Genomic DNA, 14,685 nt, shown 5'->3' with positions numbered 1-14,685 from the left:
GACGTCCGTAGGACACATTGGGGATGAAGCGACCTCGTCTGAGATCGGGGTGGAAGGTACTCATCGGGTCCTCGTTCTTTCCCCTCATCGAGGGGAGTACGGAATCGTCTGATCACCTGGCGGGTGGCCGACGTCGAGGATGGGGACGGCTATGAAGCCGGTGCGACGGAACCGATGGGAAGTTCGGCGCGCAGCGTGAGACATCTCGCGGACCAGATCGGGCAGCGAGACGTCGCTATCACCCGGTGCCCGCATCTTGACGGACGTCCGCAGTGCGGCGGATACCGCGTCGGCCATCAGACGCGGAGCCGTGTCGCGTGCGGCGTCGGGGCCGGTGCTCGGCGACGAGTTCGGTGAGCTGCCGCGTCACGCGCCGAACTCTCGCGTCGCCTTCCGACCGCGATGTGGTCAGCGAGGCCGACCCTGAACCTCCGGGTGACTTCGCCGGCCGGTCTGCGACCCACCACCACTCAATGCGTGGCCTTGCCCAGATGGGTCTCGAACCAACGGGCTGCGGCGGCGGTGACAAGATCCCGGGAGAGGTGAGGCCAGTATACCCCGTAATGTCCCCCTGAGATCATGACGAGCTCCTTGGGCTCAAGCGCCGCCTCATAGGCTTCCAGAGCGAGGGAGGGCGGAGTGGTCCGGTCGTCGCCGGCGACGACCATCATCAAAGGCGTCGGGCTGATGCGGCGCATGAACGGACGCACGTCATATGCCAGCGCCCGGCCAGTCGATCGGATGGTCACGCTGTTGATCCATCCCTCGGCGGGGCCTTGGGGACCACCCACCAGGTACTCGTAGTCCGCCTGGTCCTCGAAGAGGACGGCTTGGTCAGCCGGATCGGTCGGCATCCGCACCAGCTGGATACGGCCAGGCTCCTCACCCTTGAGCCTTCCTTGCCTGTCCTTGTCCATGTTGTCGTTGATCGCGGCGAGCCCGCCTTCGCCGTTTCCCAGCACGAATTGTTCGTAACCAGAGATGAAGGGCACCTGGCTGACGACAGCCTTCACCCGGCGGTCCATGGCGGCCACGACGAGCACGTTTCCCCCGCTGTAGCTCGAGCCCCAGAGGCCGATGCGGTCGCTGTCAAGCGCTGGATGCTGCTCCACGAAGGACAGCGCCATCTGCATGTCCCGGTCCTGGGCGACAGGATCGACGTCCTGGCGCGGCTCCCCGTCGCTGCTACCGCACGTCCGCTGGTCGTACAGCAGGACTCCGAACCCCCGAGCGACGAAGGCGTCAGCGACAGTTTCGAGGCGGGTGATCGACGAAGAGAATCCAGGGGTCATCACGATGGTGGGATGCGGGCCCTCGGAGTCCGGGGTCATCACCCAGCCACGCAATATGACCCCGCTGTCGGCGCGAAACTCGATGTCTTCCTTCACCGACGTGGCCGCAGCGACATCCTGGTTCTTCAGACTCATTTCTTCATACCTCCGGTATTACGGTTGACGGCCGCTCGTGCGAGCGCCGATGGGTTGTGCGGGCAGTCCCAGCCGGTTCGGGCAGAGGCATCATGCGGACAGGTCAAGAAGAACTTTTCCGACGATTCCTGACTCCACTGCCCTGTGGGCGTCCGCGATTCGCTCCAGCGGATAGTGGTGGACGGGCAACCCTCTGGTTTCACCCACGCCGATAACTCCGGCTGCCAGGGCCCTGTCGATGGATGCGACGGCGTTGTCGAGAACGACGTCGGTCATCTTGTACAGCAGCACGAAGTGCCAGGTGACGCTCAGAGTCATCTGGGCTCGGACCGGCATGGTGACGTCGTCGCCACCGTTGTTGGCGTAGACGACGACCAGCCCGTGCGGCGCGAGGACCGCGAGGTCCAGGCCGACGTTGGTGGACGGCGAGACCTCAACGACGATGTCCACCCCGTCCGGCACGAGGCGCCGTATCTCGGCGGCGGCGTCCTGCGTGCGGTAGTTCACCACCATCCGGGCACCGGCGGCCCTCGCAAGGCGGGCCTTGGCTTCGCTGCTGACCGTCGTGATCACGCTCGCACCGGCCCACGTTGCCAGCTGGATCGCAGCGTTGCCGACAGCACCAGCTCCCCCCGCGACCAGCACGGTGACCCCTGCGAGCGCCCCCGGCCCGAGCTGAGTCGGGCCTCCGGCACGGAGCGTCAGCGCATGATGAGCGGTGATGAAGGGGACCCCGAGTCCGGCGCCCAACTCCAGAGAGGCCGTGTCGGGCAGCGGGCGGACCAGTCGAGCCGGAACCGTGGCGTACTCCTGCGCGGTCCCCTCCAAGCGCTTGAAGGCGACGAGCCACAACCACACCCTGTCCCCCGGCACGAGGTCCTCGACCCCCGGGCCGACGGCGTCCACGATCCCGGAGCCGTCGAGGTGCGGAACCTGAACCTGGCCGTCGGGGATCGGCATGTGGATGCCGCCGATGCGGGTCTTCCAGTCGGTCGGGTTGACGCCTGAGTAGTGGATCCTCACCCGAACCTCGCCTGCGCCCGGATCGCGTATGGGGAGGTCGACCATGCGGAGCACATCGCGACCTCCTGTGGTTGCGTAACCTGCGGCTCTGATCTTCATCACTCCTTTGCCGGGACGATCGGGAGGCGGAGAAAGGATGTGTGCTTGCCCCCCAGATGAATCGACGTACGTCCGCTGAAGACGGACGCTGGACGATCCGACGGATCGTCGTGCAGGAAAGGTCCCGAACCCTGCATTGCATTCTTGAAGTTCGAGAGTCGAGTCTCCGGCGCCGAGTCGTAAAACCAGTCGGAGCACTGCAGGGTCAAGCTGAGTCGCCAGCCCGGTGGTAGGACCAGGCTGGTGGGCCACAGTTCGACATCAAGTTGGTAGATCTCGTCGGGGATGACCTCGAATTCCCGCTCATGCGAATGGAACGGCCGGTACGGTGTACTAAGGCGCTCATCGAGCTCCCGGTGCGACATTCGCAACCACCCCTTCGTCACTGCACTGAAGGGATCGATAGCACCTTGAAACACGTGTTCATTCCCAGCTGGGTCAAAGGCGCGTAGCGCGGCGAATATGTCCGCGTCCGTAGAAGTAGTGGATACGAAGAGCCGACAGGAAACCGGGCCCGTGATCTCGGTGGTCCCCTCCATCGGTTCGGTGGTCCAGGAGATGCCCTCGCCGTTGGCGTCAAAGGAAATGACCGATTCAGTGGCGGCACCAGAGTGCATTCGATCGATGTCCAGTTGCAGATCGGTCCAGGCCGTCCCGGGAAGTGGCCATGCGTCTTCGTGTCGCACCTCCGTCGTTCCATCGACGTGCCGAACCCTCATTTGGATGCGCGGCTGTTCGTCCCAGCGGTTGTCTTCACCCTTGAGGAAGTGATCGAAGAACCGGCGCTGAAGGTCTACGCCATAGTCGGTGTAGAACTCCACCCAATGTTCACCGTCATGGATCTCAAGCCATTTCTGCGTCGAAGATGCCCTGCAAAAGCCTTCGATGTTGCCGCGGAGGTGCAGTCCCTGCCCGCCCCAGTTGCCGGCGGACAACAGCGGCACATCAACTTGGGACAAATCAGTCTGACGCTCACGGTAGGCGTCGATGAACTCGTTGGCGCGGTGAAACTTTGGCAGGTCAGCCCGGTTCGCGGCGAGTTCGGATTCGCTCAGCGTTTGATCGCCGCAGACCAGTTCACCGGTCGCAGCGCTCCGCGGTCCCGCCTCCCCTCGTCCGTGCTGGACCGATAGCACCTGCATCTCATACCAGTTCAGCAGCATCATGCTCAGAATTCCGCCATGGCGTGCAGCCTCTCTGTAGAAGTCCGAGGCGCCCTCCCATACGCAGATCGCTGCGAGAGGCCCTGGCTTCAGCGCGGCCACCCGCCACTGGTTCATCCCGTAGTATGAGATTCCGTTCAGGCCGACCTTGCCGTTGCTCCACGCCTGTCGGCCCGCCCATTCGATGCATTCGCGAAAGTCCTCGGTCTCTCGCTCGGAAAAGGGATCCAGAAAGCCAGGCGACCGGCCGGCACCACGAGAGTCCACGCGGACGATGACGTAGCCATGGGGGACCCACTTCTCCGGGTCCGCTACCTCCCAGCACTGGTGGATGTTGGTCGAGCCAGTCACCGTGTCCGGATGTTCCTCAGCCATCTTGTTCCATGCCGTCGGGTACCCGTCGGCGAACGCCAGGCCTTTCCCGTAGGGCCCGTAGGTCATGAGCGTTGGATGTGCCCAGCCGTCATTCGGACGGAAGACGTCAGCTCGCAGAACGATGCCATCGTCCATCTCGATCGGCATGTCTCGTTCGATAAGCATCGTCTTCGCCACCTCTTCTTGAGTATCCACTGTGGCCTCCGGTCTCGTATGTCGCCGTAGTGCGTCGCGATGTACTTCAACGCACCAATCGATGTTGGGATCGAGGTAGAGGGCGAACAAGAGCTGAGCGAACGAACCAACCAGTACCGCCATCGCGGCGGCCGAGGCCATGGCGGATTTAGCCGTAGTAGGCCGCCAAGTTGGTGGCCGCGCCACATCGAGGTCAGACCAGGATGCCGCGGTGGAACGGCCCAGCGACATGTGCTCACTCACACTGTCAGTCGCCCGCGATGTGGCCCCGAACATAGTGTTGCTCACACCGCGTCTCCGAGGCTGAATGCCCGAGGCATCGAGCAGGTGCGCCGATGTCTCCCGCAACTGGGGAGGTCGACGCATGCGCGAACCCAAGTCCCGTCGGGCAGTCGTCGTCGGAGGGTCGATCGGCGGTCTCACAACCGCGCTGCTGCTGCGCGACCTCGGCTGGGACGTCGACGTCTTCGAGCGATCGACCCGCGACGACGCCCGCGGCGGCGGCATCGTGCTGCAGCCGGACACGATCCGCTGGTTCACTGAACGCAGTACGCAGACGCTGGAGAGCCTCACTACCTCGACACATCTCGTCCAATACCTGGGCATCGACAATTACGTGGCCCACCGCGAGTACGCGCAGTGGTCCTACAGTTCGTGGGCGACCCTCCACTCGGCGCTGCTGCGGGACTTCGGTGCCGACCGTTATAGGCGTGGACACCGCGCTGTGGCGGTCGTTCAGGACGCGTCGACTGCGACCGTCGAGTTCGACAATGGCGGCTTCGCAACCGGCGACCTCGTGGTATTCGCCGACGGGGTGAACTCGGTGGGCCGGCAGTACGTCTCACCGAACACACCCATCCGGTACGCCGGCTACATCGGGTGGCGCGGCCTCGTGCCGGAGCGTGTGTTGAGCAGCGAAACGAGTGCGGTTCTCGAGGACTCCGTGACCTACGCGGTCGTGCCCGACTCACACATCGTGATGTATCCCGTGCCCAGTCCGATCAAAGACGGCAGAACCGAAAGACTCATGAACTTCGTCTGGTATCGCAACGTTCCGGCGGGACGCCAACTCGATCAGTTCCTTGGGGGCGCATCCGACGGGATTCTGTCATTGCATCCCGACCAGGTTCCGCACATCGAGGTTGAACGGATGCAGGCCGACGCAGGTCGCGACCTACCGCCCGCAGCGGCCGAGATTGTTTTGCGCTGCGACACTCCCTACGTCCAGGTCGTCAGTGACATTCGCGCTGCACAGATGGTCCGAGGCCGGGTCGCGATACTCGGTGACGCCGCATGCGCCGCTCGCCCGCACGCGGCGGCCGGCACCGCCAAGGCCGCCGCCGACGCATGGAATCTGGCCACGGAAATCGAAAAGACAGGCGGCGACCTGGAACAAGCCCTTCAGGTCTGGGAGCCGATTCAACTCGCCCTGAGCGCTCAGCTTGAGTCGCGCGTCCAGGCCATGGGCGAGCGTTCACAGTTCGACAACTCTTGGCGCCCAGCGGATCCCGAACTCCGGTTCGGTCTCTATGGGCCCGGCATCTAACGGAAGAAGCATCATGAGTGAGAGCTCCCGGACCAATCGAAAAACTCCCATCGCGAGCAGTCTTGATCTGCCTCTGGCAGGCGAACTGATCGCCAGCGACTTCGCCGGCTGGACTGATGAGCTAATCGAAGAGTTCCGCGTTCACGCGCAGGATGGACATGTGGGTTCGCGTCTCCTCAGCGAAGACCCCCGTGTGCGGGTTTGGGAGATTCGGCTGGCGCCCGGCGAGCGATGGCACGCTCATCGTCACGTGCTCGATTACTTCTGGACAGCCATCACGCCTGGCCGCAGCATTCAGCACACGCACGACGGAACGACTCGCGCAGTGGAGTACGAAGCAGGTGAAACACGTCATTTCGGATTCGCGCGCGGCGAGTTTCTGCTTCATGACATCGAAAATGTGGGGGAAGCCGATCTCGTATTCACGACTGTCGAACATCTCGACAGCGAGAACTCATCCCTGCCGATCGAGCCTTGATGGGCACACCCTTCAGGCCGGCTCCTGGCCTACCCTTGAGTCGGGATCACGGGTGACGATCACCTGCGAGTCGTCAGGTTGGAGGGCATCCCTTGAGCAAGCCGATGCCTCACGAAGTGACGTCAACCGCTGTGTGGATCGCAGCGCTTGAGTTGCTGGCCCGTCAGGCCGGTGCAGGGAGTTCGTCCGAAGACTTGCACCAGAGGCTGGTCGCCGTTGGGCGCCAGCTCACCGGCTTCGACTTTTGCGCAGTGCTTCTCCCCGACGAGTCGAGAACTCGGCTGCTCATCCGTGCTTGGGCGGGTTTGGATACCTTCTACGTCGAGCAGATCAACTCCCGGAACCCGTTGACGCTTGGCAGCACCGGGAGTGAGTCGCCTTCCAGCAGGGCGTATACCTCCGGTGTTTCCGTGTGGGTGTCTGACATCACGCAGCATGCTGACTTCACTCAGTGGTCCGGTCCAGCGAGGGCGCAGGGTTATAGGACGCTGCTGGCTGTGCCGCTGCGAGCGGGTAACCAGATCGTCGGGACCTTCAATTGTTACAACAGAGAGGTCATGGACCCGGATCCCCAGCTTCGCCACTTGGTCGAGGCCCTGACGGATTTTGCGAGCGCGGCTCTCGAAATCACGCGGCTCCGCCAGGCAGAGACCGGCCGAATGAATCAGCTCGAGGATCTCAACAAGGAACTACGCGACCGACAGGCGCGGGACGAGCGATCTCAGGAGTTGCATCGTCGCCTTACCGACGTGGCGCTCACCGACTCGGATCTCGCCCACCTTGCACATGAGTCCGCGCAGATGGTGGGCGCTGGATTCCTGAAGATCGTCGACGACTCAGGTTTCGTACTGGCACAGGCGGGCTCCGACTCGATCGAAGACCTGACGCCGGAGTACTCGAACTCGGCAGTGGTTCTCCTGCACGGGGAGGTAGCTGCACGAATCGAAGCTTTTGGTGCGACCCTCGCCCCCGACATGGCGGCTCGTGCACTGGAGCATGCGGCGACCGTCTGCGCGCTCCTGCTTCTGCGCGACCGGACCGCGGCCGAAGCCGAAGCCCGATTCAGAGACGATCTGATCGGGGATCTTTGTTCTGGCGATCCTGAGCGGCGCGCTGCGGCCCGCCGGCGCGCACTACGAGCAAATCTGCTCGTCGATGAGGTTCAGGTAGTCGTGATGAAGGATCGAAGCGAAGGCAGTGCCGCGAAAGTCGACAACTCGCCGCTCGGACGCCGGATGCGATCCATTTCAAGCCGACGAGCCCGCCTTGTGTGCGGCCGGCTCGGCGACTATTGGGTCGCTCTCTGGCCGATCAACGAAGGCGCGGAGGACATAGCTGCCGCCCTCACGCACGGCGCGATCGGCTCTCAGGTACACGCGGTAGTGGCCCCGGCCAGCGGTTCAGAAGACCTGGCCGGGGCCTTCCGGCTAGCACGAGGCGCGCTTGAACTCGGCGGCTCCCAGGCTCCGCTGGTTCGCACCATCGAGGACCTGGGGGTGGTGGGCTTGTTGCTCCAGCTGGAGGACCACAGGGCCGTCGCGAGCTTCAGTGATCGCGTGCTGGGTGCCCTGCGCCAGAGCGATCTTGAGCGCTCGACAGACCTGATCCTCACCCTGAGAACCTATTTGGCCAATGATTGCCGCGCCGATGTGTCCGCTCAAGAGCTCTTCGTTCACAAGAACACGATCTCCCAGCGACTTCGGCGCATCGAGACGCTGACGGGACTCTCTGTCGCAAGTCCTTCAGACGTCTTGCAGTTCAGTGCCGCCTTGGCAGCTGACGACATCCGGGCAGCATCGGACTCTTCGGCAACCGAGGGCTAAAGGCGTTGCCCCGGCGTGGTCGGGAGCGCTCGGCGAGATCCGCAGAGGTCAGCATGTCTCCGTCGTCGATGAACAGAACGTCGGGATCGAGTGCGACCTGTGGGAAGCATGAGCGGAAGAGGTCGGCGACCATCCAGGGGCACGGCGGTGGTGGTGAAGGGCGGGATGACCACGGTGTCGGCGGTGAGCAGCGCCTCCGGGCCGTGCTCGACGGTGATCGAGAAGTCGGAGTTGGTGCGGGCTGGGCGGCCGTCGACGCTGCAGGTGAGGACCTCGTAGTGGCCGTACACAGCCACTACGTCGACGCGCGGGGCGAGCACGGCCGGGCGGTCCTCGACCTCTTCCGGGTTCTGGCGTCCTCCGGGTCGTAGCGACCACGCTACGAGCCTAGGCAGCGCACCTGCGACTGATCTTCGCCCTCCAGTTCCTCCGCTTCGCCCTCAAGGGGGAGGAGAAGCATCACCGCATTGCGGTACGAGGTGTTCGTTGGTCCCGCGATTCGCCGAACCTGACTCCTGCCGCGAATGAGGTCGCCCAGCCAGCCGGCAAGGGCTACGGCCCGGGGACCCAGATGGCCTCAGCATGATCAGCACCATGGGCAGAAGGGGACGTGAGCGGGCTCCGACTTGTTGAAGCCGCAGGCGCTCATGACCCGCCTCGCTTGGCGCGGAACGAGGTGCGCCCGTTTCGCCGAACCATCGCGACGGTGGCTGCGAGACTGCCGCGATTCAGGTCGGGGTGCAGGCCGTTCCCGAGGCGATGTATCTGGTCGGTGTGCCAGCTGATGTCCAGTACCCCGTCCAGGGCCTTGAGGTCGGTGATCTTGCCCAGCAGGGTTCTCATGCCGTAGCGCACCTGGTGTGCCGTGAGTGCCTCGGCCTGCCCTTCGAGGATGAGCCGGGCCGCGTCTGGCGTGGTGATCGTCGGCCGGCCGATGCCGACCACGTCGCATTCGCCGTCCTGTACGGCTCGCTGCATGGCATCGCGGGTGCGGAATCCGCCTGTGACAGCGAGCGGGATGTCACCCACGAGCTTGCGAACAGTGCGGGCGTATTCCAGGAAGTACGCCTCGCGTGCCCTGGTGCTGGGGGCCGACGAGCCGCTCATCGCCATGGACTCGTAAGTACCGCCACTGACCTCGATGAGGTCGATGCCTTCGTCGGCGAGCGCGGCCAGCACGGCCTGGGACTCGTCCTCGGTGAATCCGCCCCGCTGGAAGTCCGCCGAGTTGAGTTTGATGCCCACCGCGAAGCCGGGCCTGACGCGGCCGCGGATGCGGCGGACGACCTCGAGGCCGAAACGCATGCGCCGCTCGGGATCGCCGCCCCAGGCGTCGTCGCGGCGGTTCGACAGCGGTGACAGGAACTGCGAGATGAGATACCCGTGGGCCCCTTGCACCTGTACGCCGTTGAAGCCGGCTGTCTCGCACACGGCAGCTGCCGTGGCGAAGCGCTCGATGATCTCCTCGATCTCTGCCGGTCGCAGTTCGCGCGGCGTCGTGGCTCCGGGCAGTTTCGGCGGGATCGGGCTGGGGGCCACCGGCGTGTGTCCGAGTGCCAGAGGATTGGCTTGTCGCCCGGGGTGGTTGAGCTGTGCCCAGATCGCACCGCCCGAGTCCTGGGCTGACTTGGCCCAGCGTGAGAGCGCGTCGAGGTGACGCTCGTCCTCGATGACGATGTTGCCCGGTTCACCGAGCTGTGCGCGATCGACCATGACGTTGCCGGTGATCATGAGGCCGTAGCCGCCTCGGCTCCAGGTGGAGTAGAGACGGCCGAGGCGCTCGTCCGGTGCGTTGTTCTTGTTTCCCAGCGATTCGCTGAGCGCTGACTTCATCAGGCGGTTGGCCAGTATCTGGCCGTTCGGGAGAGTGAGGGGGGTGTGCAGCGTATTCATCAAGGATTTTCTTCGGTGGTCGGCGCCAGACGGGGTTGCCTGGGGGGCGGGTTCGGGGCAGTACGGGTCGGCGGATCGTCACATGCAGGCCGGTGGGGGCTGGTAGCCCTCGAGTTCTCGGCCGAGGACCTCGGCGAACTTGATGGTGGTGAGGTCGCCGCCGCTCGGACCCATCGCCTGGAGCCCGACAGGCAGACCGTCTCGGCCGGTTCGGACGGGGATGGTCGTCGCCGGAGAGCCGGCCACGTTGGCGATGGCGCTCCACTTGACCTGGTCCCAATAGGGGCGAGGCCGCTCGTCGACCTGGATCCGGCGTCCGAATCTGTCGATCGGTTTGTTGTGATGAGGCGGCGCCGTGGTCGGTGTGACCGGCATGAGGAGGACATCGAAGTCCCGGAAGAACTCGGTCCACCGCTGCCGCAGCTCATGGCGTGCCACGTCCGCCTGGAGCCAGCTGTAGTGGGACTGGAAGGTTCCTCGCAGGGCGTGCATCGCAACTCCACGAGGATGCTGGGCGAGACGCGCGAGGAGCGCTGTGTTGGAGGCCGCTGTCAGTCCGGATCGGTCGTAGGTGAACGCACCGAAGAGCAGGCGCAGGAAGATGTCATGACTGGTCGCCATGTCAGCGGGGAGGCCGGAGGGCCGCACCTCGACCTTCGCGCCGGCCGCCTTGAGGGCATTCAGGGCATCGTCCATCGCTGTGACGACGTCGTGGTCGACGGGGCAGGAGGGGTCCTCGGGCCACACCGCGACCCGGAAGCCGCCCAGCTCGCTCGCCCTGGGTGGTGCGAGGGTGTAGCTGAACCCGCCGTCGCGCTCGGGTGGTCCTACCGTCGCGTGGAGGACGGGGACAAGGTCACGTGCCTCGCGCACCTGGGCGCCCGCACAGGCGAGGTCGATCTCCCCCCACCGTCCGGCACCCGGTCCGCCCGGCACGTGGCCGATGAGCGGGATGGACCGCCAGGTCGCCTTGTGGCCGTAGAGGCCGTTGAAGTGCGCTGGGATCCGGGTGGATCCGCCGATTTCCGAGCCGAAGTCGAAAGCGGTCAAGCCCGCGGCGGTAGCCACGGCGCCACCCCCTGCGGAGCCTCCGGACGTGCGTGCGGTGTTCCACGGGTTCAGCGTTGGTCCGAACACCGGGTTGTCCGCCTGGACGTCCTGGTTCCCCGCGGGCATGTTGGTCTTGCCGATGATCACCGCACCTGCGGCACGCAGCCGTCGCACCGCCTCGGCGTCCTGTTCGGGCACGTAGTCCTTGAGGTCGCGCCGACCGCAGACGGTGCGCATACCAGCGGTCTCGTAGCTGTCCTTCAGCGTGATCGGCAGACCGTGCAGCGGGCCGAGTTCTACCCCGCTCGCGCGTTTCGCGTCGGCCTTCCTGGCCTCGTGCCGCGCCCGTTCGACGTCAAGGGTGACGATCGCGTTGAGCGTCCCGTTGTGGGCGTCGATGCGGCTCAGGTAGACCTCGAGCAGTTCCTCACTCGATACCTTGCCCGAGGCCAGCGCACCCAACTGGTCCGCGGCTGACTGGAACGGGAGCTCATGCACGGAGAGCCTCGTTTCTGCTGGCGCTGATTCGGCGGGCCCGGAGGCCGAGAGGGGGGTCTCACCTGATCACCCAATGGCGAACGGTCATACTATTATGACCATACGTTGATTTTCCAGTCCTCCTGGGTGATCGACGCGATCGCCGGGAAGTTCCAGGCCGGATCGCAGTGGGTGTGCGCCTGTCAGTGAGATGCGGAACTGGCGGAGCCCTACCACCAGATGTCGGAGTCGTCAGACGCTGCGGGAGGCGCGCCCGATCAGTCGGAGACTGCATCGTGCCTCTGGTCCGGGCGTCAGCACGGCGAATGCGAGGCCCGCTCCAACGACATCCGGTCAAGCTCAGGCCTCGAGGAACCCAAGCGCCCTGGCGACGAAATCCTCGTGGTACTGGAAGATCGCTGCGTGGCCGGAATCAGGGTAGAGGGGGACAAGTTCGCCCTTGGGTAGACGGGCGGCCAGGTCGAGTGCGTTCTGGCTGGGCACCATCCGGTCGTTCTCACCGTGGGCTACGAGGACGGGTTGGCGCACGGCCGACAGGTCTGACGGGGCCTGTCGGCCCCATCGTTTGATGGCCTTCATTTGGGCACGGACCGACGTCAGTGAGATGTCCTTGTCGCGGTTGTCCGTGCGCTCCTTCAGCCGTCGCAGGAGGTCGTGTCCTGCCCGTCGGCCGTTTGCGGTGTCGGTGAAGAGGATGGAGAGCTTCGGGTCCCGGAGGGTCAGGGTGCTCTTGATCGTGTCCTGGATGGCGAGAGCCGGGACCTTGTCGATGCCATCGCCGCCGGCGGGGCCGGCGCCCGCGAGGATGACCTTGCGGACGAGGTGCGGTTCTTCTTCCGCGACGACCTGTGCGATGAAGCCGCCCAGCGCCATGCCGAGCACATCGACCTGGTCGAAGCCGAGGGCGCGGATGAACCGCACCGCGTCGCGGGCCATCCCTTCGATCGTGTCCGGCGTGGAGCCGCCCGACCCGCCCACCCCGCGGTTTCCGAAGGTGATCACCCGACGTCGTGCGGCGAGTCCGTCGACGACGCGCGGATCCCAGTCGTCCAGGTTTCCGGCCGTGTGAATCAGGAGGATCAGCGGCACGCCGTCCTCGGGGCCGAGTTGCCGATAGACGAAGTCCAACCCGTCAACGGACACGGAGCGGGTCGGCGCGGTCTTGTACGAGGATTGTGAGGCGGAGGGGAAGTTTCGCGGTGCGCTCATGGCCAGGTCTTTCGTGTGGGTGGGTGTCGGGGCTTCATCTCGCCCCGGAACATGCGGTCGAGCGGGTGCCGACAGTGGGTCAGTAGCCGGTGACGAGCGCGTGTCCGCAAATAAAATTACGATCATAATTCTAAGTGGTTGGTCGACGGGTCGCAAGAGGGGCGCATCCTTCGTGTGCGCCATGTCTCGTGGTGGGCGCGGTGCCGGCAGGCGGTGCGAGCACTTCGACCGTGTCTCGACTCGGCTCATGGGTGGCGGCCCGTGGTCTCTGGCATGGCGGCGCAGGGCGTGTTCAGTGCGGCGGGCTCTCTGCCGGCGCCCCCTTCGACGAGCTGCGGGCGGAGCTTAGGCCATCAAGCGCCCGTCCTCTATGCCAACGGCCTGCGTGACGCGATGATCTTCGCCCGCGTGGCTGACGCCGGCGTAGAGCGCAAAAGTGGCCTTGGCGAGGTACTTCCGGTACGCCAAGGCCTTCACTGAGCAGGCGGCCGACATGGCTCAGGTGATCGCGCAGGACGAACCGCAGCTCGTCCGCAAGCTGATCCTCAGCGGTACCGGTCCCGCGGGCGGTGAGGGCATCAAGAACGTGAGCCGGCTGTCCCATCTCGACACCGTCCGGGCCCTGTTCACTCTCCAGGACCGGAAGCAGTTCCTCTTCTTCGCCCGCACCGCGTACGGGCGCCGAGCCGGAAAGCAGTTCCTGGCCAGTCTCCAGGAGCGCACCCATGACCGGGACAAGGAGATCTCCCTCCCGTCGTACTTCGCCCAGCTCAAGGCCATCCACCGCTGGGGGCTCGCGCAGCCCCAGGGCCTCTCCGTCATCCATCAGCCCGTGCTCGTCGCCAATGGCGAGAGTGGCAGAGGCTTCTTCGGCCCGGGTGATCGACGCCCGTCAACAGGTCATGGACCGAGGTCGAAGAGGCCACTTCACGAGTCCGCGAGTAGGCCGTGCCCGGATGCGCGCAATGCTGATCGCATCCGCGCTCGGCTCAATGCCCTTGCGCATCGCCCGGCGGAGGTCGACCGCCACACTGTTGCGGCTCGGTCGTACCTCTCAGCTCATGAACATGTGGGCGTTCTCGATTCCTTCCTCGAGGGCCTCGTCGGCGAACTTACGGTCGGCGAGGGCGCGGGACAGTTGCAGCGTGCCCACCATCATGGTGAAGAGCCCGATGGCCCTGCCGCGAGCGGACTGCGGATCCGCAGGCGCCAGACGGGCGGCGATCTCTTCCACGACGGCCGTCGTGCCCTCGGTGTACGCCTGCTTGGTGTCGTCCGTGCACCGGCCGATCTCGTCGAGCAGCGCTGCGGAGGGGCACCCGGTACTGGGCTGGTCACGGTGCTCGGGCGACAGGTAGTCGCGAACGAAGTCCTCGAGTCCCTGTCGGCCGGGCCGCAGCGTGTCGTACCCCTTCGCCTGTGTGCGCAGTTCCTCGGCGACAACGTTGGCGACGAGGTCGTCCTTGGAGGCGAAGTGGGCGTAGAACGCTCCGTTGGTGAGCCCGGCGTCCGCCATCAGTGTCGAGATGCCCGAGCCGTCTATCCCGTCCTGCTTGAATCGGTGGGCGGCTTTCTCGATGATCCGTTGCCGCGTCACCTGCTTGTGCTCCTTGGCGTAGCGCGCCACGGGCTTCCTTCCGTCGGAATGTAAGCAATGTAAGGCCGTTGCCTTGCAGTCCAAGATTAGGTCATGGTCTGACGTACATAATATTACGAACGTGAGGCGATGTGAATGGCACACGCTCCGAGGCGGGCACCCGGCGGTAACTGAGTATCTAAAAGTAAACTCAAACTCGGTTAGAATCGCTCCCATGGATGCGTGGACCGAAGTTCTGCAGGACGCCGGTATGGATCATCGACTCGACCGGGACACGTCCAACTGCTCGATTGCGCGGACTCTTGAGGT

Annotated in this window: 10 protein-coding genes and 1 pseudogene; 3 read left to right on the top strand and 8 right to left on the bottom strand. The window is 64.9% G+C overall.

What is annotated here, in order from left to right; all coding sequences use genetic code 11:
• Positions 1-470: 470 nt before the first annotated feature.
• The 3 genes from AB0I77_RS52700 to AB0I77_RS52690 form a co-directional block, all read right to left on the bottom strand.
• Positions 471-1,427, bottom strand: a complete 957-nt coding sequence (locus AB0I77_RS52700) for an alpha/beta hydrolase (RefSeq protein ID WP_363290185.1) — start codon at positions 1,425-1,427, stop codon at positions 471-473.
• 90 nt (positions 1,428-1,517) lie between these two features.
• Positions 1,518-2,495, bottom strand: a complete 978-nt coding sequence (locus AB0I77_RS52695) for an NADPH:quinone reductase (protein WP_363290186.1) — start codon at positions 2,493-2,495, stop codon at positions 1,518-1,520.
• Positions 2,496-2,548: 53 nt separating this feature from the next.
• Positions 2,549-4,423 (bottom strand): CocE/NonD family hydrolase, encoded by a 1,875-nt coding sequence (locus AB0I77_RS52690; RefSeq protein ID WP_363290184.1) that lies wholly within the window; start codon positions 4,421-4,423, stop codon positions 2,549-2,551.
• Between the two features lie 223 nt (positions 4,424-4,646).
• Between AB0I77_RS52690 and AB0I77_RS52685 the strand changes: the two genes are divergently transcribed.
• The 3 genes from AB0I77_RS52685 to AB0I77_RS52675 all read left to right on the top strand — a co-directional run bounded on the left by AB0I77_RS52685 (position 4,647) and on the right by AB0I77_RS52675 (position 8,129).
• Positions 4,647-5,828 carry an FAD-dependent monooxygenase gene (locus AB0I77_RS52685; protein ID WP_363290183.1) on the top strand — a complete coding sequence of 394 codons (1,182 nt, stop codon included), beginning with the start codon at positions 4,647-4,649 and terminating at the stop codon, positions 5,826-5,828.
• A 13-nt stretch (positions 5,829-5,841) separates the two neighbouring features.
• The gene (locus AB0I77_RS52680; protein WP_363290182.1) at positions 5,842-6,306 is read left to right on the top strand and encodes a hypothetical protein; all 465 of its coding nucleotides are present in this window, start codon (positions 5,842-5,844) and stop codon (positions 6,304-6,306) included.
• A gap of 92 nt (positions 6,307-6,398) precedes the next feature.
• Positions 6,399-8,129, top strand: coding sequence for a helix-turn-helix domain-containing protein (locus AB0I77_RS52675; RefSeq protein WP_363290181.1), 1,731 nt, complete (start codon positions 6,399-6,401; stop codon positions 8,127-8,129).
• 40 nt (positions 8,130-8,169) lie between these two features.
• Here AB0I77_RS52675 and AB0I77_RS52670 read toward each other — a convergent pair.
• From AB0I77_RS52670 to AB0I77_RS52650, 5 genes and pseudogenes are all read right to left on the bottom strand, one after another.
• Positions 8,170-8,449: pseudogene (locus AB0I77_RS52670) on the bottom strand (AraC family transcriptional regulator); the annotation flags it as partial.
• Positions 8,450-8,774: 325 nt separating this feature from the next.
• The gene (locus tag AB0I77_RS52665) at positions 8,775-10,022 is read right to left on the bottom strand and encodes an NADH:flavin oxidoreductase/NADH oxidase family protein (protein ID WP_363290180.1); all 1,248 of its coding nucleotides are present in this window, start codon (positions 10,020-10,022) and stop codon (positions 8,775-8,777) included.
• 78 nt (positions 10,023-10,100) lie between these two features.
• Complete coding sequence (locus tag AB0I77_RS52660) at positions 10,101-11,570, bottom strand: amidase (protein WP_363290179.1); 1,470 nt, start codon at positions 11,568-11,570, stop codon at positions 10,101-10,103.
• A gap of 339 nt (positions 11,571-11,909) precedes the next feature.
• Entirely contained in the window at positions 11,910-12,779 is an 870-nt protein-coding gene (locus AB0I77_RS52655) for an alpha/beta hydrolase (RefSeq protein ID WP_363290177.1), read from the bottom strand.
• Between the two features lie 1,054 nt (positions 12,780-13,833).
• Positions 13,834-14,406, bottom strand: a complete 573-nt coding sequence (locus AB0I77_RS52650; protein WP_363290176.1) for a TetR/AcrR family transcriptional regulator — start codon at positions 14,404-14,406, stop codon at positions 13,834-13,836.
• Positions 14,407-14,685: the final 279 nt, after the last annotated feature.

The sequence above is a fragment of the Streptomyces sp. NPDC050619 genome, assembly GCF_040654815.1.
Lineage (GTDB): Bacteria > Actinomycetota > Actinomycetes > Streptomycetales > Streptomycetaceae > Streptomyces.
Note: the sequence above shows the minus strand (reverse complement) of the source record. Positions and strands in the feature narration are given on the sequence as shown.

Coding starts and splice junctions, on each gene's coding strand:
- AB0I77_RS52680 (WP_363290182.1), top strand. CDS start 5,842: ATGAGTGAGAGCTCCCGGACCAATCGAAAAACTCCCATCGCGAGCAGT.
- AB0I77_RS52695 (WP_363290186.1), bottom strand. CDS start 2,495: ATGGTCGACCTCCCCATACGCGATCCGGGCGCAGGCGAGGTTCGGGTG.
- AB0I77_RS52690 (WP_363290184.1), bottom strand. CDS start 4,423: ATGGCCTCGGCCGCCGCGATGGCGGTACTGGTTGGTTCGTTCGCTCAG.
- AB0I77_RS52700 (WP_363290185.1), bottom strand. CDS start 1,427: ATGAGTCTGAAGAACCAGGATGTCGCTGCGGCCACGTCGGTGAAGGAA.
- AB0I77_RS52655 (WP_363290177.1), bottom strand. CDS start 12,779: ATGAGCGCACCGCGAAACTTCCCCTCCGCCTCACAATCCTCGTACAAG.
- AB0I77_RS52685 (WP_363290183.1), top strand. CDS start 4,647: ATGCGCGAACCCAAGTCCCGTCGGGCAGTCGTCGTCGGAGGGTCGATC.
- AB0I77_RS52665 (WP_363290180.1), bottom strand. CDS start 10,022: ATGAATACGCTGCACACCCCCCTCACTCTCCCGAACGGCCAGATACTG.